Origin of the sequence: Microvirga sp. TS319 (assembly GCF_041276405.1) — a bacterium.
Lineage (GTDB): Bacteria > Pseudomonadota > Alphaproteobacteria > Rhizobiales > Beijerinckiaceae > Microvirga.
This window is the reverse complement of the sequence record NZ_JBGGGT010000002.1, coordinates 3074280-3097141: the sequence shown is the minus strand read 5'-3', so window position 1 is coordinate 3097141 and position 22862 is coordinate 3074280. Positions and strand designations below refer to the sequence as shown.

The following is a 22862-nucleotide window of genomic DNA, read 5'->3' as shown; positions in this document are numbered from 1 at the left end:
TGCCTCAGAGAAGGTGCTCGAGCGGCCCTGCCGGCAGGGACAGGGTCAGGAGCTTTGCGAAGAGCAGATAGACGACGAGCGCGATCACGGCTCCGATCAGGAGGTCCACGAAGAAGGCGCGGCGTCCGAAGGCCGCGGAGGTCGTGGCGAACAGGATGGCCGTGCCGATCATGAAGCCGCCGCCGATGGCAATGAGGGTAATCAGGACGGCGAGGCCACCGACGATCAGGATGATCGGCTTCCAATCGAGGCTTTCACGGTCGGGCAGGTCGCCGCGAAGGGCTCCGATCCCGTTGCCGACGGCGAGAAGGGCGAGGCCGATGGACACGATGACGGGCATGGCCTTGGGGCCGACGTCATAGGGGGAGAGAAGCTGCAGCTTGGTCATGTCCCACCAGACCAGGCCCGCCAGGGCAAGGAGGAGGAGGGCGATGACGAAGCCCGCTGCGTCGATACGCCGATGCTGAGATGACATGAGAAATATCCTGAAAGCAAAAGCGCCGCGCTCTGTGAACGCGGCGCTTCGAAGGGCATTAACGCGAAATTTACGACTTCACCAGCCCCACCGCGGTGAGGACTTCCTTCGTGCGGATCACTTCCTCGCCCAGGAGCTTGGCGAAAGCGTCGCCGGACAGGTAGGCATCATCCCAGCCCTTGGCCTTCAGGATCTCCTGCCATTCCTTGGACTTCGCCATCTTGTCCATGGCCTCCGTCAGGGCCTTCTTCTGGTCGGCGGAGATGCCGGGAGGGGCCACGACGGCGCGCCAGTTGGCGATCTCGAGGTCCACGCCCTCGGCCTTGATCGAAGGCTGCTCGGCCGTGGCCTTGTCGGCCGGGGAGCTCAGGCCGAGGAGGCGCAGCTTGCCGGCCTTGATCTGGCTTTCGAACTCGCCGTAGCCGGAGATGCCGGCCGTCACCTTGCCGCCGAGGATCGCCGCGAGGGCCTCGCCACCGCCCGAGAACGGGATGTAGTTGATCTTGGTCGGGTCGGCGCCGGCCGCCTTGGCGAAGAGCGCCGCCGCGATGTGATCGACGCCGCCGGCCGAGCCGCCTGCCCACGTCACCTTCGCCGGATCGGCCTTGATGGCAGTGGCCAGGTCCTTCACGGACTTGATCGGGGAATCGGCCGGGACCACGATCGCCTCGTATTCCGCCGTCAGGCGGGCGATGGGGGTCGTCTGGTCGAGCGTGACGGGGGACTTGTTGGTCAGGAGGGCGCCCACCATCACGTAGCCCATGACCATGAGCTGGTTGCCGTCGCCCTTCGAGTTGTTCACGAGCTGGGCAATGCCGATGGAGCCGCCCGCGCCGGGAACGTTGGTGACCTGCACGCCCTTGGCGATGCCGGCCTGCATCAGAGCCTGCTGCATGGAGCGGGCGGTCTGGTCCCAGCCGCCGCCCGGCGCCGCCGGAGCCATGATCTTCAGCTCCATCTGGGCTGCCGCCGATGTTACGAAGCCTGCAACCGCCACCGCCGCGAGGGCGCCGCGCCAGAAGCTCTTTCCGAGTTGCCTCATTCTGTTTCCTCCAAGGGACTAAACGTCACGTCAGAACGTGTGGCGCAGACCGTAAAGCCGGATTGCCCCTCGGGCAAGCATCCGAGTTCCCGATCGATGTTGAACCTTGGCTTAAGGGACGGCCATGGGGCTCCTTGCATGCGGGCCATGTCCTGCAAGCTTGGCGCGAGCACTGGCGGCATCGGCGGAGCAGCCATTATATGAGGGGCAGCGCACAGCCGATTCCCAACGGAGACCAACCCATGCCCCAGTTCGATGTCGATCTCTTTGTCATCGGAGCGGGCTCCGGCGGGGTCCGCGCCGCCCGCATCGCGGCGGGCTACGGCGCCAAGGTGATGGTCGCGGAGGAATACCGGGTCGGCGGCACCTGCGTCATCCGGGGCTGCGTGCCGAAGAAGCTCATGGTCTATGCCAGCCGCTTCGCCGACGATTTCCACGACGCGGCGGGCTTCGGCTGGACCGTCGGGGAGCCGAGCTTCGACTGGGCGACGCTCATCCGCAACAAGGACAAGGAGATCGACCGGCTGGAGGGGATCTACCGGACCAACCTGGAGAAGGCCGGGGTCGAGATCGTCAACAGCCGCGCCGTGATCGAGGATGCCCATACGGTTCACGTCCTTGCGACCGGAGCCCGCATCCGCGCCCGCTTCATCCTGGTGGCGGTCGGGGCCCATCCCACCATGGATCCTCCCATTCCGGGCGGCGAACTCGGCATCACCTCGAACGAAGTCTTCCACCTGGAAACCCAGCCCAAGCGCATCATGATCGTCGGCGCCGGCTATATCGCGGTGGAATTCGCAGGGGTCTTCGCGGGACTCGGCAGCCATGTGACCCTGGTCCATCGGGGCGACAAGCTCCTGCGCGGCTTCGACGAGGACGTGCGCGATGCGCTGGGCGAGGCCTATGCCCGGCGCGGGATCGACCTGGCACTCGAGAGGACGCTGACGCGCCTGGACAGGACGGCGGACGGCATCGCCGTGACCCTCTCCGACGGCTCGGTCGTCACCGTCGACCAGGTGCTCGTCGCGACCGGGCGGCGCCCGAACACGAAGGGGCTCGGCCTGGAGAAGGCCGGGATCACCGTCGACGAGGTGGGGGCGATCCCGGTCGACGCCTATTCCCGGACCCTGATCCCGTCGATCTACGCGGTCGGCGACGTGACCAACCGGGCGAACCTCACGCCCATCGCGATCCGCGAGGGCCACGCCTTCGCCGACACGGTGTTCGGCAACAGACCCACCATCGTCGATCACGACCTGATCCCCACTGCGGTGTTCTCGACCCCGGAAATCGGCGTGATCGGCTGCGGCGAGCATGCCGCGCGGGAAGTTTACGGGGATATCGACGTCTACAAGACCGCCTTCCGGCCCATGAAGGCTACTCTTTCGGGAGGGGCGGACCGGGTGCTCATGAAGCTCATCGTCGACAAGGCCACCGACAAGGTCGTCGGCGTCCACATCATGGGGCACGATGCGGGCGAGATGATCCAGCTCGCGGGCATCGCCGTCACCATGGGAGCCACCAAGGCCGATTTCGACCGGACCGTCGCGGTTCATCCCACGGCCTCGGAGGAACTGGTGACCATGCGGACGCCCGTCGTGGTCAAGAAGCCGGTGGATGTCGGGTGAGGCCTGAAGCGGGGAGCCTCGCCAAGCCTTCCCGTTACTCCTTGGCGGAATACCGATCGCCCTCGATCCGCTTGACGAAGCGCCAGCCATGGTCTTCGAGGAGCGCGACCGCGCCTTGCTCCGCTTCGGAGATCTCGGCCTGGAGCAGGCCCGTGGCCCGGTCCAGGAGGCGGGGCATCCCGCGCAGGACCGCCTCGGCCATGCCCTCCACGTCGATCTTGACGAAGATCGTCTCGCCGTCGAGGGAGAGGACGCCGTCCAGGCGGCGCATCTAGAGCATCGGACGCAAAAGTGGGAACCGGTTTTGCGTGGAAAGATGCTCAAGCAAGGAGAGCATCGGACGCAAAAGTGGGAACCGGTTTTGCGTGAAAAGATGCTCAAAACATAGACTTAAAGCATCGGGCGTGAGGTCGACTTCACGTCCGATGCTGTAGATGGTCTCCTGCTCGGTGAAAACCGACAGGCTCCTGACGGTCGTGGTCAGGGCGAGGCGCAAGAAGCCGGTTGTCGATCCAGTTACGCGGGTCGAGAATGAGGGGGAGCCCGTCGCGGTAGCCGATCGACGGAAATCTCCGCAGCTTCGCGAGCCTCTTGAGGAGGTTGTGAACCGGTCGCGCCCGCCCGTTTCCGTGCGCTTCTGCGCGCAGCCGCCGTGTTGGTCAACGGGCGGGATCGGCCATAGAGAAGAGAGCCCATTCTCTTGAAGGCATGACGGCTCCTCTCTCATCCCGGTTGATTTTCTCGGACCGGAACGCGTCCTTTCGGCACTCGCCTTTTTGTTTGTGTCGTGTATAGGTGCCCTTTCGTGCCGCTTGTTGCGGCCACGAGAGGATACAAACGACACGGGAGCCAAGTGTCATGACTGAGCGGTGGACGCCCAACAGCTGGAGAAACAAGCCAATCCAGCAGGTTCCGGCCTTTCCGGACCCGGAGGCGCTTGAAAGCGTAGAGCAGCAGCTCGCAGGCTTTCCCCCGCTCGTTTTTGCGGGCGAGGCCCGGAAGCTGAAACGCGAGCTGGCGAAGGTCGCCAAGGGAGAGGCTTTCCTGCTTCAGGGCGGCGACTGCGCCGAGAGCTTCGCCGAGCATTCCGCCGACAACATCCGCGATTTTTTCCGCCTGTTCCTTCAGATGGCGGTGGTTCTGACCTATGCGGGCGGCTCGCCCGTAGTGAAGATCGGCCGCGTGGCCGGCCAGTTCGCCAAGCCGCGCTCTTCCGCGACCGAGACCATCGACGGCGTCGAGCTGCCGAGCTACCGGGGCGACATCATCAGCGACATCGCCTTCACGCCCGAGGCCCGCACGCCCGATCCGCGCCGCCAGCTCGAGGCCTACCGCCAGTCGGCCGCGACGCTCAACCTGATCCGCGCCTTCGCGACCGGCGGCTACGCCAATCTCGAGAACGCGCATCGCTGGATGCTCGGCTTCGTGAAGGATTCGCCGCAATCCTCGCGCTACAGCGAGCTGGCCGAGCGGATTACCGAGAGTCTCAACTTCATGCGGGCCATCGGCATCGATCCCGAGACGCATCCCGAGATGCGCTCGACGGATTTCTACACCAGCCACGAAGCTCTCCTGCTCGGCTATGAGGAGGCCCTGAGCCGCGTGGATTCCACGACCGGCGACTGGTACGCCACCTCCGGCCACATGGTCTGGATCGGAGACCGCACCCGTCAGGTGGACCACGCCCATGTGGAATACATGCGCGGCATCAAGAACCCGATCGGCCTCAAATGCGGCCCGACGCTCACGGCGGATTCGCTCCTCAGGCTCATCGAAGCCCTGAACCCCGAGGACGAGGCCGGACGGCTCACCCTGATCTGCCGTTTCGGCTCCGACAAGGTGGCCGAGCATCTGCCGCGCCTGATCCGCGCGGTGCAGAAGGAAGGCCGCACGGTGGTGTGGTCCTGCGATCCGATGCACGGCAACACGATCAAGGCCGCCTCCGGCTACAAGACTCGGCCCTTCGAGCGCGTCATGGGCGAGGTGAGGGACTTCTTCGCCATCCATCAGGCGGAAGGGACGCACGCGGGCGGCATTCACCTGGAGATGACCGGCAAGAACGTGACGGAATGCACCGGCGGCGCCCGTGCGCTCACCGATGCGGATCTCTCCGACCGCTACCACACCTATTGCGATCCGCGCCTCAACGCGGAGCAGGCGCTGGAAATCGCGTTCCTGACCTCCGAGCTGATCAAGCGCGAGCGTCAGGCGCGGGAACGGCCCGCCGCCCTGGCAGCCGAATGAGAATGAAGAAAAGGGGCGCCATGGGCGCCCCTTTTACTGTCATGGGTGAGTGATACGCGACAAACGAACCTAGCTCAGCCAGCCCATGAAGTAGAGGATCAGGATGATCGGAAGAGGAATGCCGATCAGCCAAAGCAAACCACCCTTAAACATGTTGCCTCCATTGCGTAATTCGTGTGAGGACAACGACCTGGACTGTATTGGGTTCCGAAGGCCGCGGCCCGTCGTTTGGCGTCATGACGGGCGGGGGAGCGGGCCCGAGGCGCATTCGCGGAGGGGATCGTTCCCGCTTCGCATTGCTGTGCGCCCGGCGGCGCGCTACTTCTCAGAGCCATGGCTCAGAACACGCTCAAAATTGCTCTCGCGCAGCTCAATCCCATCGTCGGCGACGTAGCCGGGAACGAGGAGAAGGCCCGCCGCGCCCGTGCGGAGGCGGCCCGCATGGGCGCCGACCTCGTGATGTTCGCCGAGCAGTTCCTCGCGGGCTACCCGGCCGAGGACCTCGTGCTCAAACCCGCCTTCCAGGACGCGTGCCGCGCCGCCCTCGAGCGCCTGGCCCGCGAGACGGCGGATGGCGGACCGGGCCTGCTTATCGGCCTGCCATGGCGCGAGGGCGACGAACTCTACAACGCCTACGCGCTCCTCGACCGGGGCGCGATCGCGGTCCGCTACAAGGTGGACCTGCCGAATTACGACGTCTTCGACGAGAAGCGGCATTTCGATCCCGGGCCCCTGCCGGGGCCCGTGAATTTCCGCGGCGTGCGCATCGGCATTCCGATCTGCGAGGACATCTGGGCCGGCGACGTGGTCGAATGCCTGGCCGAGACGGGCGCGGAACTGCTGCTCGTGCCGAACGGCTCGCCCTATCACCGGGGCAAGACGGAGGAGCGCTTCAACATCGCCGCCGCCCGGGTGACGGAAAGCGGCCTGCCGCTCGTCTATCTCAATCAGGTCGGCGGCCAGGACGAGCTGATCTTCGACGGCGCGTCTTTCATCCTCAACGCGGATTGCGCGCTGGCCTGCCAGCTCCCGGCCTTCGAGGAGGCCGTCGCCTTGACCCTGTGGGAGAAGACCGAGGAGGGGTGGGTCTGCCGCGAGGCCCCCATGGCCACGGTCGAGGAGGGGGGGCAAGCCGATTACGCCGCCTGCGTCCTGGGCCTGCGCGACTACGTGGAGAAGAACCGCTTCCCCGGCGTGGTGCTGGGCCTCTCCGGCGGCATCGATTCCGCCATCTGCGCCGCCATGGCGGTTGATGCCCTTGGACCCGAGCGCGTGCATTGCGTGATGCTGCCCTACCGCTACACCTCCGGCGAATCCCTGAAGGATGCGGAGGATTGCGCCCGTGCTCTCGGGGTGCGCTACGACATCCTGCCCATCGCCGAGCCGGTGGAGGGGTTCGAGGCTGCGCTCCAGCCCCTTTTCGCCGGCCGGGAGCGCGACATTACGGAGGAGAACCTCCAGAGCCGCGCGCGCGGCACCATCCTCATGGCGATCTCGAACAAGTTCGGCGCCATGGTGGTGACCACCGGCAACAAGTCCGAGATGTCGGTGGGCTATGCCACCATCTACGGCGACATGAACGGCGGCTTCAACCCGATCAAGGACCTCTACAAGATGGAGGTCTATCGCCTGTCGGCCCTGCGCAACCGCTGGAAGCCGAAGGGCGCTCTGGGGCCCGACGGGACCGTGATCCCTCAGAACATTCTCGCCAAGGCGCCCACGGCGGAGCTTCGGGAGAACCAGAAGGATCAGGATTCCCTGCCGCCCTACGAGGATCTCGACGAGATCCTGCGCGGCCTCGTGGAGGAGGAGCTTCGCGTCTCCGACGTCGTCGCCAAGGGCTATGACGCCGAGGTGGTGAAGAAGGTCGAGCGCCTGCTCTACCTCGCCGAGTACAAGCGCCGCCAATCCGCGCCGGGCGTGAAGGTCACGCGCAAGAATTTCGGGCGCGACCGGCGCTATCCCATCGTGAACCGCTTCCGGGACCAGGGCCTTGCGGCTCACCGGAAGGACGAGGCCCTGGAGCGCGCGACGGGCAAGCCGCGCCTGGGTTCGATGGACGTGTGAGGAGAGCTCTTCCCGTCCTCCTCCCGCCACGGCTGCCTCTCGTGACGTCCCGGTTCTCGTTGCGCTCGCCCCGGGACGACAGGGGCATAGAGACAAGCGCTGCCATGAGGGGAGAGGGAGGATATGAAGGAGAGCCCTCTGTCCGAACCGGTTGCCCCTTGCGCCGCCGCGCGCCCTTCGCCATACCGGTTCCATGTCCAAGCCCATCGTTCGCTTCGCCCCGTCCCCGACCGGGCATATCCATATCGGCAACACCCGCGTGGCCCTGCTCAACGCGCTTTTCGCGCGTCGTGAGGGGGGCACCTTCATCCTGCGCTTCGACGACACGGATCTCGCGCGCTCGAAGCAGGAATACGCGGATTCCATCGAGACCGATCTGAAGTGGCTGGGCATTGCGCCCGACATCGTCGTGCGCCAGTCGGAGCGTTTCGATCTCTACGACGCCGCGGCCGAGCAGCTGAAGGATGTCGGCCGTCTCTACCCCTGCTACGAGACGCCGGAGGAACTGGAGTTCCGCCGCAAGCGCCAGCTCGCCCGGGGCCTGCCGCCGATCTACGACCGGGCCGCGCTCAAGCTCACGGACGAGGAGCGCAAGGCCCTCGAGGAGGCAGGGCGCAAGCCCCATTGGCGCTTCCGCCTCGACTATACGAACGTGGCGTGGACCGATCTCGTGCGTGGCGATTGCCGCGTGGATTGCAGCTCGCTCTCCGATCCCGTGCTGGTGCGCGAGGACGGGACCTATCTCTATACGCTCCCGTCCGTCGTCGACGACATCGAGCTGAAGATCACGCATGTGATCCGCGGCGAGGACCACGTCACCAACACGGCGGTGCAGATCCAGATCTTCGAGGCGCTCGGGGCCGGCATTCCCATCTTCGCGCATCACAGTCTGCTGATCACGGCGAGCGGCGAGGGGCTCTCCAAGCGCCTCGGCCATCTCTCCGTGCAGGGGTTGCGCGATGCGGGGCTCGAGCCCCAGGCGGTGGCCTCGCTCGCCGTGCTCGTCGGCTCGGCGGAGGCCGTGCGCCCGGTCGCCGATCTCGGTGAACTCGCCCGGCTCATCGACTTCTCCCACATCTCCCGCGCGCCCGCGAAATTCGACGAGAGCGAACTCGAGCATCTCAACGCGCGCCTCATCCACGAGATGCCCTATGACGCCGTGCGCGAGCGCCTCGCCGTGCTCGACGCGGATCTGGGCGAGACGTTCTGGAACGCCGTACGGGGCAACCTGACGAAGGTGCGGGACGTGGCGGCTTGGGCCAGGGTCGTGCGCGGCCCGGTGACGCCCGTCATCGAGGACAGGGCCTTCATCGATGCGGCGTCGGGCCTGCTGCCGGAAGGGCCATGGGACGCCTCCACCTGGAAGGCATGGACCGAGGCCGTGAAGGCGAAAACGGGCGTCAAGGGCAAGGCCCTGTTCATGCCGCTTCGCCTCGCGCTCACGGGGCTCGATCACGGCCCGGAACTCGCAAGCCTCCTGCCGCTGATCGGCCCCGAGCGCGCGAAGGCGCGGCTGGCGGGGCAGTCGGCGTAAGACCTTTTCGTCATGGCCGGGCTTGTCCCGGCCATCCACGGCTTGATGGCTCGACGTCTCGGAAGGCGTGGATGGCCGCACCAAGTGCGGCCATCGCGTCAGAGGGGACGGCCATGACTCCGAGAAGACCTAGAGCACCGGACCCAAAAGTGGATTCCACGTTTGGGTCCGGTGCTCCACCCCTTCGATGGCGCATCGTTCGGAGCGGAAAACCGGGCCCACTTTTCCGCACGAAGCGCTATGCCTTGATCTTGTAGCCCGTCCGGAAAATCCACCAGATCGCCGCGAGGCAGATCAGCATGAACAGAAACGTCATGCCGAGGCTGATGCCGACATCCACGTCGGCGACCCCGTAGAAGCTCCAGCGGAAGCCGCTGACCAGATAGACCACCGGGTTGAAGAGGGCGACCTTCTGCCAGAAGGGCGGCAGCATGTTGATGGAGTAGAAGCTGCCGCCGAGGAACGCGAGCGGGGTCACGATCATCAGCGGAATCACCTGGAGCTTCTGGAAGCTGTCCGCCCACACGCCGATGATGAAGCCGAAGAGGCTGAAGGTGACGGAGGTGAGCACCAGGAACGCCACCATCCAGAGGGGGTGCTGAATGGAGAAATCCACGAAGAGCCGCGCCGTGACCAGGATGATCGTTCCGATGATCACCGATTTCGTGGCGGCGGCGCCCACATAGCCGATCACCGTCTCGATGGCGGAGATCGGCGCGGAGAGGATCTCGTAGATCGTGCCCGTGAATTTCGGCATGTAGATGCCGAACGAGGCGTTCGAAATGCTCTCCGTCAGGAGCGAGAGCATGATGAGGCCGGGCACGATGAACGCGCCGTAGCTCACGCCGTCGATATTGGCCATGTGCGAGCCGATGGCCGAGCCGAAGACGATGAAATAGAGCGATGTCGAGAGAACCGGCGACGCGATGCTCTGCATGATCGTACGCCAGGTGCGGGCCATCTCGAAGAGATAGATCGCCTTGATGCCATAGACGTTCACGGGCGCCCCCTCACCAGGCTGACGAAGATGTCCTCGAGCGACGACTCGGAGGTGTGCAGATCCTTGAAGTCGATGCCGTGCTCGTTGAGCCGGCGCAGGAGCGTGGCGATGCCCGTCTCCTCGCTCTGCGCATCGAAGGTATAGATCAGGTCGGTGCCGTCGGCCGAGAGCTGGAGGTGCTCGGATTGCAGATCCGCAGGCAGCGCACCAAGCGGGCTCTGAAGGTGCAGCGTCAGCTGCTTCTTGCCGAGTTTCTGCATCAGCACGTGCTTGTCCTCGACCAGGATGATCTCGCCCTTGTTGATCACCCCGATCCGGTCGGCCATCTCCTCGGCCTCCTCGATGTAATGGGTCGTGAGGATGATGGTGACTCCGCTCTCCCGAAGGCCGCGCACCATGGTCCACATGTCCCGCCTGAGCTCCACGTCGACGCCGGCGGTCGGCTCGTCGAGGAACAGGATGTTCGGTTCGTGCGAGAGGGCCTTGGCGATCATCACGCGGCGCTTCATGCCCCCCGATAGCGCCATGATCTTCGTGTCCTTCTTCTCCCAGAGGGAGAGGTCCTTGAGGATCTTCTCGACATAGGCCGGGTTCGCGGGCTTGCCGAAGAGCCCGCGGCTGAAGTTCACCGTCGCCCATACGCTCTCGAAGGCGTCCGTGGTGAGCTCCTGCGGGACGAGGCCGATCTTCGTGCGGGCGGGGCGGTAGTCGCGGACGATGTCGTGTCCGTCCGCCGTGACCGTGCCCGCGCTCGGATTGACGATGCCGCAGATGATGCTGATCAGCGTCGTCTTGCCGGCGCCGTTGGGGCCGAGCAGGGCGAAGATCTCGCCCCGGCGGATCGTGAGGTCGACGTTGCCCAGGGCCTGGAACCCGGACGCATAGGTCTTGGACAGGCCCGAGACCGAGATGATCGGGTCGGCCCTGCCGGGGGCCTGCGGCATTCGTGTGTGATCGAGCGGTTTCATGGGGCGCTTCATAGCATGAAATGCGCTCCGCGAACCCTCCTCGCGGCAAGAGAGAAGGGCGCCGGGCCACACCTGCGCTTCACCGTCATGCCCGACTGCGCGGGCCCGGGGTGACGGCTCAGGGCGGCCCTGACGGACCGAATCAGTTCTGCGGGGTCGGCACCGGGATGAGGCTCGGTGCGATCACCCGGACGGTCTTCTTCTGGCCGTTCCCGACGACGACTTCCTGCTGGTTGCCCTCGTTCTCGCCGACGACCCGGGTGTTCTCGATGGATTGCGGGCCGATGCCCGAGGATTCCTTGCTGGCGGTCGGAGCGGCGGCGGCGCTCTCGGCGGCGGCCTTCTCTTCCTCGTCGGCCTTCTTCTCGGCCGCCTTGCGGGCCTGAACGGCCTTCGGACGCGACATCTCCTCCGCCTTCTCGGCGGTCACGATCATGTCGCCCTTGCGCTGCGAGAGCATGCTCTCGGCCTTGCGCAGGACCACGGCCCAGCTCTCGTCCTGGCGCTTGCAGGCGCAGCTCTCGTCGAAACTCTTGCGGAACTTGAACGCGTTGGCGAGCGACGTATAAGGCTTGTTGCCCGAGAGCGAGACCGCCCGGGTCAGGCCGTCGTCGCCGCCGGGATAGGCGTACGCCGTCGTTTCGGTGCCCGGGCAGAGGGCTTGGCACATCTCGTCGGCGCTCTGCTGACCGCCGGGAGGCGTCGTGAGCGGGAAGAAGGCGCCGTCGCATGCCTTCACGCAGATCAGGCGGCCGCCGCCGAGGGCACGCGGTCCCTCATCGGCGATGATCGGCTGTCCTTCGGGCATGATCTCCTGCGGCTGCTGACCGCGCGGCGGGCCGAAGATCGATTCGAAGAAGCCGCGGGGCTGCTCGCCCGAGCAGTTCTGCTGCACGGCGACCTGAAGCTGGCGGCGGCGCGCCTCGACCTCGGACGGGTCGATGGCCTGGGCGGCGAGACGGGCATAGCCGGCCTCGAGCTGCCGGATCTGCGCCGCGATGCTGCCGCACTGGGCCGGGGCGGGACCGGCCAGGAAGCCGAGAGGGCCGCGCTCGCAGCCGATCGAGTTGTAGTATTGGACCAGCCGGTTGATCTCCGACCGCTGGGCCTGCATCTGCCCGGTCGGGGCTCCGCCTCCGCTGCGCTCGAGATTCGCCAGTTCCGCGCGGAAGCGCTGGCACTCGGCCGACTGGGCGAAAGCGGCTTGCCCGGCGGCCAGGAGGGCCGTCACGGCAAGAAGGGTGCGGAGAAGGAATGTCTTTGTCATCAAGCTGATCGCAGAACTCGGGTCCGGTACGGCGTCATGGCCAGGAGCTGTATTTAACGCTGGAGGTCATGTGCCGCCGGAATTGGGCCCTATTGTGATTTACCCCCTCGCAGGCCTCCGGTGAAGCCTCAAGACAGCAGGATGCATGTACCCCCATCCGGCTCCGGGAGCAAATAAGGTTGCGGGCGCATTTTCGGGCCCTCGTCAAAGGCGGGCGGCATCCCCACATGCAGCGTAACAGCAGGAGACAATGGGAATGCTCGCTCGAATCGCTCTGGTCCTCGCCCTCGCCGCGGGGGGCGCCACGGGCGCCTTGGCCCAGGAGCCGGATCTGATCTTCAAGAAATCGACCGTCTGGCGCGCCCTGACCCCTGACGACAAGCTCGCCGTCTACGGCATCGACGATCCCCTCGTGGAGGGTGTGGCCTGCCACTACACGACCCCGGAGCGGGGCGGCATTTCCGGCACGTTCGGCGTGGCCGAGGAGGTGTCCGACATCTCGCTGTCCTGCCGCCAGATCGGCCCCGTGACGTTCAAGCAGCGATTCGGGCAGGGGGACATCGTGTTCAGCGAACGCCGCTCGCTCATCTTCAAGAAGATGCAGATCGTCCGCGGATGCGATGCGAAGCGCAATACCCTGGTCTACATGGTCTACTCGGACCGGCCCATCGAGGGCTCGCCCAAGAACTCCACCTCCACCGTGCCGCTGATGCCCTGGGGGATGGAAACGCCGCCGAAATGCGGCGACTGGCTGAAGAAGTAACGCGGCATTCGTTCCTGCCGTCATCCCCGCCAAGGTGGGGATCCGTAACCACAGCGCATCGAAGAGATGATGCGCAATCGCCTTCACGGCCACATTCTGCATCGTTAGCGGATAGAGATCCCGGGCTCAGCCTGCGGCTGCCCCGGGATGATAGGGGAGGAGATCGGAAAGTCGGGCTCAGTTCGAGCAGGTGATCGAGACGGGACGGAGTTCGGCGTTACCGACCGAGACCTTCTGGATCGAGCCGGTCGCTTCCTCGGCCTCGACCTGACGGAACGAGGCCGCCCTGACATAGCCCTGCGACTCGCACCAGGTATCCGCCACAACTTGGCCACATGCCTGGCTTGAGATGAGGCATTCCGCGACGCCATAGCCATCGGCGGCGGGGACGAGGAAGGTTGCTTCCGTCGATGAGGCCCGAGTGCCGTTCGAGAGCAGCGTCAGGGACGCGGCTGAAAGGAACACGGCAGTGCCCAACCCGAGCACGGCATATGCGCGGCGCATAGAAAACCTCATCGATTGAATAAGTGCTTTACTATCACGGGAGCCCGTGAATAAAGGTCTAACGGGTTTGGTTAAGACCCGTTTCTTGCGTGGATGCAAACGGAATGTGCGTACCGGCACGGGAACCTTGACGCCTGTCCCTGGACGGGGCATTGATGCTTTCATGAACACGGCAACGATCCTCATTTCCGGGATTATTTGCGGCTAGCGCGCCACGCTGGCTGGAGCCGTCTCGTTCTCATTCCAAGAATGAAACCAATCTCCGGCCTCGTGGCCTGACAGGGACCTGGTTTCATGGCGCCTCAGCTGAAGCTCTACAACACGCTCACCCGGTCGAAGGACGCGTTCGTCCCGATCGATCCGAAGAACGTGCGCATGTATGTCTGCGGCCCCACGGTCTACGACTACGCCCATATCGGCAATGCCCGCCCCATCATCGTGTTCGACCTGCTGTTCCGTCTGTTGAGGCATGTTTACGGCCCGGAAGCGGTCACGTATGTGCGCAACATCACGGATGTGGACGACAAGATTAACGCCCGCGCCGCCCGCGATTACCCGGACCTGCCCCATAACGAGGCCATCCGGGAGGTCACCCTCAAGACCGAGGATCAGTTCCACGCCGACATCCGGGCGCTCGGCGTCCTCATGCCGGAGGACGTGAACCTGCCGGGCGAGCGGCCGAGCTTCGTGGAACCCCGGGCGACCGAGCACATCGACGAGATGCGCATGATCATCGAGCGTCTCATCGAGAGGGGAGCCGCCTATGTGGCCGAGGAGCACGTGCTCTTCTCGGTTGCGGCCATGCAGAGGCTGCCGAACGTGCCGAAATACGGCGCCTTCTCGAAGCGCTCCCTCGACGAGCTGCTCTCGGGCGCCCGCGTCGACGTGGCCCCCTACAAGCGCGACCCCATGGATTTCGTGCTCTGGAAGCCGTCCGGCCCGCATGATCCGGCCTGGCCGTCGCCCGCCGGCATTGCGACCCCGGGCCGTCCCGGCTGGCACATCGAGTGCTCCGCCATGTCGTGGAAGCACCTGATCCAGGCCTTCGAGACCAGGCTTGCCTGCTCCGACCCGCAGGAGCGCGAGGTCTTCGACATTCACGGCGGCGGCATCGACCTCGTGTTTCCCCATCACGAGAACGAGATCGCGCAGAGCTGCTGCGCGTTCGATACGCCGCGCATGGCCAATGTCTGGATGCATAACGGCTTCCTGCAGGTCGAAGGCGAGAAGATGTCGAAGTCGCTCGGCAACTTCTTCACCATCCACGACCTTCTGAAGGACTGGCCGGGCGAAGTGTTGCGCTTCAACATGCTGCGCACCCAGTATCGCCAGCCCATCGACTGGACCGCCAAGGGGCTCGAGGAAAGCGAGAAGACCCTCGACCGCTGGTACGAGCTCGCGGGCCACGGCGAGGCGGCGCGCTTGTCGGATCACATCGTCGAGACGCTCGCGGACGACCTCAACACGCCCAGAATGCTCGCGGAGCTGCACGCTCTCGACGGGCAGGGATCCTATGAGGAGCTTGGCGCGAACCTGCGTGCCATGGGTTTCCTCCTGGAAGGAGCGGAAGGCTGGAAGGCGCGCAAACGCGCCGCGCTCGCGGTCGATCCCGCGGTGGTCGAGGGCCTGATCGCCGCTCGGAAAGCGGCGCGCGCGGCGAAGAACTGGCCCGAATCCGATCGCATCCGCGACGAGCTCGCGGCGCTCAATGTCGTCGTGAAGGACAACAAGGACGGCACCACCACCTGGGAGGTCGCGCGATGAGCGTTCCGGCATTCTCCCTCGTCATGCCCGGCCTCGATCCGGGCATCCACGCCTTTCCGGCGCGGTGTTTCGAAGACGTGGATGGCCGCAACACGTGCGGCCATGACGACGGTGTCATCCAAGAGGGAGCACGCTGATGGGACAATCGATGCCGAAACCGGGCCTGCGCCCCTTCCTTCCCGCCGATCTTCCGGCGCTCGTCGAGGTCTTTCAAGCGAGCATCGAGGAGCTGACGGGCGAGGATTACAGCGAAGCCCAGCAGGAGGCCTGGAGGCTGCAGGCGGAGGAAGAGGATTTCGCCGGGAAACTCGCCAAGGATCTCACCCTCGTGGCGACGGTCGAAGGTTCGCCCGTCGGCTTCATCGCGCTCAAGGACAACGAGTTGATCGAGCTCTTCCACGTGCATCCCGCCGTGGCCGGGCAGGGGGTCGGCACCATGCTCTACGACGCGGTCGAGAGGCTCGCGACGGCGCGCGGCGCCGCCCGTCTCGTGGCGGAGGTCAGCGACAACGCGCAGCCCTTCTTCCAGAAACACGGATTTCAGCCTCAGCGCCGCAATACCCTGTCGCTCGGCGACGAGTGGCTCGGCACCACCACCATGGAAAAACGCCTCGCACCCGCCGAGGATCGGAAGCTGTCGTCATGAGCCGCGAGCGCGTCTATCTCTTCGACACCACCCTGCGCGACGGCGCGCAGACCACCGGCGTGGACTTCTCGCTGGAGGACAAGCGGGCCGTCGCGGCACTGCTCGACAGGCTCGGCATCGACTACGTGGAAGGCGGCTATCCGGGCGCGAACCCGCTCGACACCGCCTTCTTCTCGGAAAAGCGCACGAAGAACGCCAAGTTCACCGCATTCGGCATGACGAAGAGAGCTGGCCGGTCGGTCTCGAACGATCCCGGCGTGTCGCTGCTTCTCGATGCCGAGGCGGACGCGATCTGCTTCGTCGCGAAGGCGTGGGACTATCACGTGCACGTGGCGCTCGAGACGACGCTCGAGGAAAACCTCGCCGGAATCCGCGACAGCGTCGAGGCCGCGCGCGCGAGGGGCCGCGAGGTGATCGTCGACTGCGAGCATTTCTTCGACGGCTACAAGGCCAATCCCGATTATGCGCTCTCATGCGCCAGGACTGCGTATGAGGCGGGCGCGCGCTGGGTCGTGCTCTGCGACACCAATGGCGGCACGCTGCCTCATGAGGTCGCGGAGACCGTGACCGCCGTCACGAGGGTCGTGCCGGGCCCGCATGTGGGCGTTCACACGCATGACGATTGCGGCTGCGCCGTCGCCAATTCGCTGGCCGCCGTGGAGGCCGGTGCCCGGCACATCCAGGGGACGCTCAACGGCCTCGGCGAGCGCTGCGGCAATGCGAACCTGATCACGCTCATCGGCGCCCTGAAGCTGAAGGAAGCTTACGCCTCCCGCTTCGAGCTCGGCGTGACCGACGAGGCCGTGGGTCAGCTCACCCATGTGTCGCGTCAGGTCGACGAGATCCTCAACCGCCAGCCCAACCGTCACGCGCCTTTCGTCGGTGCCAGCGCATTCGCCACCAAGGCGGGCATCCATGCCTCCGCCGTGCTGAAGGATCCGCGCACCTACGAGCACGTGGAGCCGGAAGTCGTCGGCAACGCGCGCAAGGTTCTGGTCTCGGTCCAGGGCGGACAATCGAACATCCTGGCCGAGCTCCAGCGCTGTGGCCTCGCCCTGGAGAAGGGCGATCCGCGCATCGCGCGCGTGCTCGACGAGGTGAAGCGCAAGGAATCCGAGGGCTTCGCCTTCGAGGGAGCGGACGCGTCCTTCTACGTGCTGGTCAAGCGGATCCTGGGCGAAGTGCCGGCCTTCTTCGACGTGGAGCGCTTCTCGGTGAACGTGGAGCGCCGCTACAATGCGATGGGCGAACTCGTGACCGCGTCGGAGGCCATCGTGAAGGTGCGCGTGGGCGATGAGGTTCTCATCTCCGCCGCCGAAGGCAACGGTCCGGTCAACGCGCTCGACGTGGCCCTGCGCAAGGATCTCGGCAAGTATCAGCACCTGATCCAGGATCTGGAGCTGGTGGATTACAAGGTGCGCATCTATCAGGGCGGTTCGGACGCCGTGACGCGCGTCTTGATAGAATTTTCCGATGCGTCGGGCGAGCGCTGGACCACCATCGGCGTGTCCGCCAACATCATCGACGCATCGTTCCAGGCCCTGACCGATTCCATGACCTACAAGCTCTTGAAGAGCGGCGCGACGCTCTGACGCCGTCTCACGGGAAGCACGGTCCTCATGAGGGCGCCCGTGAGCCGACGCGCCTTTCCCTCATACGTCGTGGGTAGGGATCCCACCTGCTCCGGGATGACACGCAAGGCAGGGAAAGGGGAGCGCGATGACGTCGGCCGGCTGCCCGCTACGACCGGGCGATTTCCGCTTCTTGCGTAGCCGAGGGGTTTGAATCGGACAGCCTGCGCGTCTATGAACGGCCACAATCACGGACCGGGACAGCCCATGAACATCTCACTCCTGCTGCCGATCTCCGGCATTCTTCTCGGCGGCGTCTTCCTGTCGTCGCAGGCCCCGATCAACGCAGCACTGGCGCGCTCGCTCGGCGATCCGCTGCTGGCCGCCTGCATCTCTTTCGGAATCGGCTTTCTGATCCTCGCGGTCATCAGCGCCTTTCGCGGCGGTTTGCCCTCGGGCAGCGCCGTCGCGTCCGCACCGTGGTGGTCCTGGCTCGGCGGCCTCCTGGGCGCGTTCTACGTGGCCATTGTGATCTGGGGCGTGCCGCAGCTCGGTGTGGTCAGCACCGTGGCGGCACTCGTGTTCGGACAGGTGGTCGCAGCCCTCATCCTCGACGCGGTCGGGGCATTCGGATTGCCGGTGCAGGAAATTTCCTGGCAGCGCATCGTGGCGGCTCTGCTCATCCTGGGCGGGCTCGTTCTGTCCCGCGCGGGATAGGATGGTTCCTCCTAGAGGAGCGCATCGTTTGAGCGGAGATCCGGGGCCACTTTTCGGTAGCGCGGCCCGCTGGGTCCGCATGATGCGCTCATCATCGGACATGGCGTCAGGGGAGGGCGGAAGGCCCGTAAACGTACAGGCAATCGACTTCGTTCCTTGGCATAGGTCGAATGGGACCGATCTCTACGATCTCGACGTCCGACGTGGATCTGAACGCTGCCAGGACGCCTATCGCGCAGTCTCCTGTTCGAGGGATCCTCATGCTCGCCGTGGCCTTGGGCTTCGGCGGCCTGGACAGTCGAGGCCGCTGTTGCGGTGAGGATCAGCACCGCGACTATCCAGAACCGAGACAGGAAAAGGTCCATTCCGCGCGTATCCGACCAGGACGCTTGTTCATAGCGGAGTGAACCTACATCGCCTTTTTGTAACAGAATAGCTTTTGTGCGAGATCAGAACTTCGTCTCGATCAGATCTTCATTCTCGACGATGCCGACGCGGCGTGCGGCGGCTTCGAGCATCGGGACGACGTCCTCGACCTTTTCGGCCACGAGATAGCTGAGCTCCAGCCCCGGGCGAATGAAGCCCTGGTCGCGCATATGGGCGAAGAGGGTGAGCAGGGGCTTCCAGAAGCCTTTGGTGCTGAGCATCAGGATCGGCTTCGTGTGACGGCCGAGCTGCGCCCATGTCATCTGCTCGACCAGCTCTTCCAGCGTCCCGATGCCGCCCGGCAGGGCCACAAAGGCGTCGGCCTTCTCGAACATCAGGCGCTTGCGGGTGTGCATGTCGGGAACCACGATGGTCTCCTGGACCTCGTCGAGGAGCTTCTCGCGCGATTTCAGGAAGTCCGGAATGATGCCCGTGACATAGCCGCCGTGGTCCAGCACCGCCTGAGCGACCGTGCCCATGAGGCCGACATTGCCGCCGCCGTAGACGAGATTGATTCCCTGCTCGGCCATGGCCCGACCCAATGCCGCCGCATTTTCAGCAAAGACCGGGTCGTCTCCGAAACCGGAGCCGCAATAGACGCAAATGGATTGAATAGCCTTGAGATCTGACATGGGCCCTTCGGGGAGGTGGGGAGCCTCCCGCGTCGTATCATAAAACATAGAGATTCCCTTTTATGGCCGTAGCCTTTTGAAAGATAAACGGTTTAAATGCACGAAAGTGCCGCGTTTGAGAAAAAGCACATGTCGCAGGCGACAGAGATTAAAGGTACCATCGCAATTCTCGGTGCGGCAGCTGCCGGCGTCGTCGCGGTTCTTGTCGGCGCTCTTTATTGGGCCTTTCCGACCGCGTCCGTAACGTCCGGACAGGCCGATACTCCTCAGGCGACCGTGCAGCCGCATGACGCTGCGCCGCAGAAACCTGCTGCCGTGGCCGTGACATCGAAGACGCCGGAGAAGGCCGATGCCAAGCCAGCCGGCCAGAAGCCCACCGAGGCTCCCATCGTGCCGTCCTTCGATCTCGTGCGCGTCGAGCCCAATGGCGAAAGCGTGATCGCCGGCCGCGCCGCGGCCGGGGCGACCATCGAGCTCCTTCGGGGCGATCAGGTTCACGCCCGCGCCGTCGCCGATGCCTCCGGCCTCTTCGCGATCGTGCCGCCGGCCCTGCCGCCGGGCTCCCACCAGATCGTGCTGCAATCGATCGCGCCCGACGGGGTGCGCCAGCGCTCCGTGCAAAGCGTGACGGTGGTCATCGATGCGGCCCAGAAGCGGCCTCTCGTCACCCTGACCACACCCGACCAGCCGACGGTCGTGCTGTCCAATCCCGAGCCGCCGGAGCCGCAGATCGCCCAGAATACGCCGAAGGAGCCCGATCCGCCGGCAAAGGTCGACGGGCCCGCAGCACCTGCTCCTCAGTCGCCGCAGCAGGCGAACGCCGCTTCGGAGCCCAAGGCCCAGCCGACGCCCCGGCCCGAAATCAAGATCGTCAGCGTCGAGACCGAGAGCGGAAAGCTCTTCGTGTCCGGCCTGTCGGCTCCCGGCGCGACGGTTCGCCTGTATCTCAACGAAGCCCTCATCGCTCCTGGCGGAGCCGGGGGGGACGGCAAGGTGTCGTTCTCCATCGGCTCGGGCGTGCGTCCGGGCGATTACCGCATCCGTCTCGACGATGTCGACCCGGTTTCGGGCCAAGTGAAATCGAGGGCCGAGGTCGGCTTCAACGTGCCGGTCCAGGTCGCATCGGCCGTGCCCGGGGCGGACGTGGTCGCTCCCCCGGCCCCGGCTCCGGCCTCGCAGGCCGAAACGGCAGGGAAGCCCGCCGAGGCCCAGGTCGCGGCAGCGGGAACGGTCGTGGTTCCCAACATCAATACGGCGATCGTCTCGCGCGGCGACAATCTCTGGCGCATCAGCCAGCGGATCTACGGCAGCGGTTATCGCTACACCGTGATCTACGGGGCGAACCAGGACCAGATCCGCAACCCGAACCTCATTTATCCGGGCCAGGTCTTCGTGCTTCCCAACAAGCAGGAGCAGGGCACCAACTGATCGGGCCTGGATCGGAGGTGCCTCACTCTGTGTGGGGGCGCTCCGTACTAGGCTTTGCCGCGTTGCCGGACGGCGGACCGGATCCGCTTCGCCTGAAAACGCCCGCCGGAAAGGAGCGGGGTGAATTCCTCGGCCCGATCCCTTATATCGGGGTCCGACAGTTCACTCGGATTCTCTGGTCATGCCTCCCACAACTTCCGTCCCCCCGACGAGCGCCGCCGCGCGCAACCCCAACGGCTTGGCTGCGACCTGGACGAAACTCTGGCCCTATCTCTGGCCGCAGGGGCGGCCAGACCTGCAGCGCCGCGTCTTCCTGGCCTTCGGTCTGCTGCTCGTGGCCAAGGGCGTCACCATGGTGACACCGTTCGCCTTCAAATGGGCGACGGATGCGCTCGTGGCCGTGACGAGCAGCAGCGCCAAGCCTGCCGAGGTCGCGGCGACCGCCGGCTCCTGGCTGTGGAAGTCGCCGATCCTGCTCACGCTCGTCTACGGCGTCACGCGCATTCTCATGGCGGTGCTCACGCAGGTGCGCGACGGCCTTTTCGCCAAGGTCGCGATGCATGCGGTGCGCAATCTCGCACTCCAGGCCTTCGAGCACATGCATCGCCTGTCCCTGCGCTTCCATCTCGAGCGCAAGACCGGCGGCCTCACCCGCGTGCTCGAGCGTGGCCGCGAGGGCATCGAGGAATTGTCGCGCCTCGTGGTTCTGACCCTTATCCCCACCATTCTCGAGTTCGTGATGGTGCTGGGCCTGCTCGCCTGGGAGTTCGACTGGGTCTATTCGTTCGTCGTCTTCGTGATGGTGGTGATCTATCTCGCCTATACCTACAAGGCGACCCAGTGGCGGATCTCGATCCGCAAGCAGATGAACGATTCCGACACGGACGCAAACACCAAGGCGGTCGATTCCCTGCTCAACTACGAAACGGTGAAGTATTTCGGCGCCGAACGGCGGGAGACCGCGCGCTACGACCGCTCCATGGAGCGCTACGAGACGGCCTCGACGCAGACCTATACGTCGCTCGCCGTGCTCAATGCCGGACAGGCCGTGATCTTCTCCATCGGCATGGCCGTCGTGATGGTTCTGGCGGCCCGGGACATCATGGCCGGCCGGGTGTCGGTGGGCAGCTTCGTGCTGGTCAACGCCATGCTGGTTCAGCTCTACATTCCGCTGAACTTCATGGGCATGCTCTACCGCGAGATCAAGCAGGCGCTCATCGACATCGACGACATGTTCCGGATCATCGAGCAGAATCCGGAGATCCAGGACAAGCCGGGCGCGAAGCCGCTCGAGGTCGGGCAGGCCGTCCTGCGCTTCGAGGACGTGCACTTCTCCTATAACCCGGAGCGCCCGATCCTGAAGGGCGTGACCTTCGAGGTTCCCGCGGGCCACACGGTCGCGATCGTGGGACCTTCCGGCGCAGGCAAATCCACCATCTCGCGCCTGCTGTTCCGCTTCTACGAGCCCACGAGCGGACGCATCCTCATCGACGGCCAGAACATCGCCGATGTGCAGCAGGCCTCATTGCGCAAGGTGATCGGCATGGTCCCGCAGGACACGGTGCTGTTCAACGACACCATCGGCTACAACATCCAGTACGGCCGCTGGGACGCGACCCCGGAAGAGGTGAGGGAGGCGGCGCGCCTCGCCCAGATCGACCGCTTCATCGGCTATCTGCCGGAGGGCTACGACACGCCGGTGGGCGAGCGCGGGCTGAAGCTCTCGGGCGGCGAGAAGCAGCGCGTGGCGATCGCCCGCACCATCCTGAAGGCTCCGCCGATCCTCGTCCTCGACGAGGCGACCTCGGCTCTCGACACCTTCACGGAAAAGGAGATCCAGGACGCCCTCGACCGGGTCAGCCGCGGCCGCACCACCCTGGTGATCGCCCATCGCCTGTCCACCGTGATCGGGGCCGACGAGATCATCGTTCTCGACCACGGGCGCATCGTGGAGCGGGGCGACCATGCGAGCCTTCTGGATCTCGGCGGGGTCTATGCCTCCATGTGGAACCGCCAGCGGCAGGCGGACGAAGCCCGCGAGACCCTGAAGCGTGCCGAGGAAGAGGAGCAGGCCGGCGAAAGCGTGGCAGGTTGACGGGAAGGCCGGCTCCTGCCATCCCCTTGCAAACTCAAGAGCTTGATCGGGTCCCCTTGGAGGGTGGTCAGGCTCCCGATCCGTTTTTTGC

21 protein-coding genes are annotated in these 22862 nt (G+C 65.3%); 12 read left to right on the top strand and 9 right to left on the bottom strand.

All coding sequences use genetic code 11. From position 1 onward, the window contains the following. Positions 1-4 precede the first annotated feature (4 nt). Together AB8841_RS24110 and AB8841_RS24105 are read right to left on the bottom strand one after the other, a co-directional pair. A complete protein-coding gene (locus AB8841_RS24110) occupies positions 5-475 on the bottom strand; it encodes a tripartite tricarboxylate transporter TctB family protein (RefSeq protein WP_370438294.1) in 471 nt (156 codons plus the stop codon). Between the two features lie 70 nt (positions 476-545). Continuing rightward, a complete protein-coding gene (locus AB8841_RS24105; protein WP_370438293.1) occupies positions 546-1517 on the bottom strand; it encodes a Bug family tripartite tricarboxylate transporter substrate binding protein in 972 nt (323 codons plus the stop codon). A 242-nt stretch (positions 1518-1759) separates the two neighbouring features. Here AB8841_RS24105 and gor point away from each other — a divergent pair, with 242 nt between their 5' ends. Further along, positions 1760-3145 (top strand): glutathione-disulfide reductase, encoded by a 1386-nt coding sequence (gor, locus tag AB8841_RS24100; RefSeq protein ID WP_370438292.1) that lies wholly within the window; start codon positions 1760-1762, stop codon positions 3143-3145. 34 nt (positions 3146-3179) lie between these two features. Here the strand turns inward: gor and AB8841_RS24095 are convergent, their stop codons facing one another. Next, positions 3180-3416: a hypothetical protein gene (locus AB8841_RS24095; protein ID WP_370438291.1), complete on the bottom strand. Its 237-nt coding sequence runs from the start codon at positions 3414-3416 to the stop codon at positions 3180-3182. Beyond that, positions 3417-3641, bottom strand: coding sequence for a hypothetical protein (locus tag AB8841_RS24090; RefSeq protein ID WP_370438290.1), 225 nt, complete (start codon positions 3639-3641; stop codon positions 3417-3419). Between the two features lie 362 nt (positions 3642-4003). Between AB8841_RS24090 and AB8841_RS24085 the strand changes: the two genes are divergently transcribed. From AB8841_RS24085 to gltX, 3 genes are all read left to right on the top strand, one after another. Further along, the gene (locus AB8841_RS24085; protein WP_370438289.1) at positions 4004-5389 is read left to right on the top strand and encodes a class II 3-deoxy-7-phosphoheptulonate synthase; all 1386 of its coding nucleotides are present in this window, start codon (positions 4004-4006) and stop codon (positions 5387-5389) included. A gap of 333 nt (positions 5390-5722) precedes the next feature. After that, complete coding sequence (locus AB8841_RS24080) at positions 5723-7456, top strand: NAD+ synthase (protein WP_370438288.1); 1734 nt, start codon at positions 5723-5725, stop codon at positions 7454-7456. Positions 7457-7649: 193 nt separating this feature from the next. Beyond that, entirely contained in the window at positions 7650-8990 is a 1341-nt protein-coding gene (gene gltX / locus AB8841_RS24075; protein ID WP_370438287.1) for a glutamate--tRNA ligase, read from the top strand. Positions 8991-9228: 238 nt separating this feature from the next. Here gltX and AB8841_RS24070 read toward each other — a convergent pair whose 3' ends face one another. The 3 genes from AB8841_RS24070 to AB8841_RS24060 form a co-directional block, all read right to left on the bottom strand. After that, positions 9229-9990, bottom strand: coding sequence for an ABC transporter permease (locus AB8841_RS24070; RefSeq protein WP_370438286.1), 762 nt, complete (start codon positions 9988-9990; stop codon positions 9229-9231). Next, entirely contained in the window at positions 9987-10958 is a 972-nt protein-coding gene (locus tag AB8841_RS24065) for an ABC transporter ATP-binding protein (protein WP_370438285.1), read from the bottom strand. The genes AB8841_RS24070 and AB8841_RS24065 overlap by 4 nt, the downstream gene beginning before the upstream one ends. A gap of 142 nt (positions 10959-11100) precedes the next feature. Beyond that, positions 11101-12225: a DUF2865 domain-containing protein gene (locus AB8841_RS24060; RefSeq protein WP_370438284.1), complete on the bottom strand. Its 1125-nt coding sequence runs from the start codon at positions 12223-12225 to the stop codon at positions 11101-11103. Positions 12226-12481: 256 nt separating this feature from the next. Here AB8841_RS24060 and AB8841_RS24055 point away from each other — a divergent pair, with 256 nt between their 5' ends. Next, complete coding sequence (locus AB8841_RS24055) at positions 12482-12988, top strand: CreA family protein (RefSeq protein ID WP_370438283.1); 507 nt, start codon at positions 12482-12484, stop codon at positions 12986-12988. 177 nt (positions 12989-13165) lie between these two features. Here the strand turns inward: AB8841_RS24055 and AB8841_RS24050 are convergent, their stop codons facing one another. After that, entirely contained in the window at positions 13166-13492 is a 327-nt protein-coding gene (locus AB8841_RS24050) for a hypothetical protein (protein ID WP_370438282.1), read from the bottom strand. Positions 13493-13786: 294 nt separating this feature from the next. Between AB8841_RS24050 and cysS the strand changes: the two genes are divergently transcribed. The 5 genes from cysS (at position 13787) to AB8841_RS24025 (ending at position 18190) form a co-directional block, all read left to right on the top strand. Further along, positions 13787-15256, top strand: a complete 1470-nt coding sequence (gene cysS / locus AB8841_RS24045; protein WP_370438281.1) for a cysteine--tRNA ligase — start codon at positions 13787-13789, stop codon at positions 15254-15256. Continuing rightward, entirely contained in the window at positions 15253-15393 is a 141-nt protein-coding gene (locus AB8841_RS24040; protein ID WP_370438280.1) for a hypothetical protein, read from the top strand. The genes cysS and AB8841_RS24040 overlap by 4 nt, the downstream gene beginning before the upstream one ends. Continuing rightward, positions 15393-15902: an N-acetyltransferase family protein gene (locus AB8841_RS24035; RefSeq protein WP_370438279.1), complete on the top strand. Its 510-nt coding sequence runs from the start codon at positions 15393-15395 to the stop codon at positions 15900-15902. Before AB8841_RS24040 ends, AB8841_RS24035 begins: the two co-directional genes overlap by 1 nt. Beyond that, positions 15899-17494: a citramalate synthase gene (cimA, locus tag AB8841_RS24030; RefSeq protein WP_370438278.1), complete on the top strand. Its 1596-nt coding sequence runs from the start codon at positions 15899-15901 to the stop codon at positions 17492-17494. The genes AB8841_RS24035 and cimA overlap by 4 nt, the downstream gene beginning before the upstream one ends. Positions 17495-17740: 246 nt before the next feature. Beyond that, entirely contained in the window at positions 17741-18190 is a 450-nt protein-coding gene (locus AB8841_RS24025; RefSeq protein ID WP_370438277.1) for a DMT family transporter, read from the top strand. A 449-nt stretch (positions 18191-18639) separates the two neighbouring features. Here AB8841_RS24025 and AB8841_RS24020 read toward each other — a convergent pair whose 3' ends face one another. Continuing rightward, the gene (locus tag AB8841_RS24020) at positions 18640-19248 is read right to left on the bottom strand and encodes a TIGR00730 family Rossman fold protein (RefSeq protein ID WP_370438276.1); all 609 of its coding nucleotides are present in this window, start codon (positions 19246-19248) and stop codon (positions 18640-18642) included. Positions 19249-19377: 129 nt separating this feature from the next. On the opposite strand from AB8841_RS24020, the gene AB8841_RS24015 reads away from it, so the two are divergent. Then, positions 19378-20676, top strand: a complete 1299-nt coding sequence (locus AB8841_RS24015) for a LysM peptidoglycan-binding domain-containing protein (protein ID WP_370438275.1) — start codon at positions 19378-19380, stop codon at positions 20674-20676. A 181-nt stretch (positions 20677-20857) separates the two neighbouring features. Beyond that, positions 20858-22771 carry an ABC transporter ATP-binding protein/permease gene (locus AB8841_RS24010; RefSeq protein ID WP_370438274.1) on the top strand — a complete coding sequence of 638 codons (1914 nt, stop codon included), beginning with the start codon at positions 20858-20860 and terminating at the stop codon, positions 22769-22771. Positions 22772-22862: the final 91 nt, after the last annotated feature.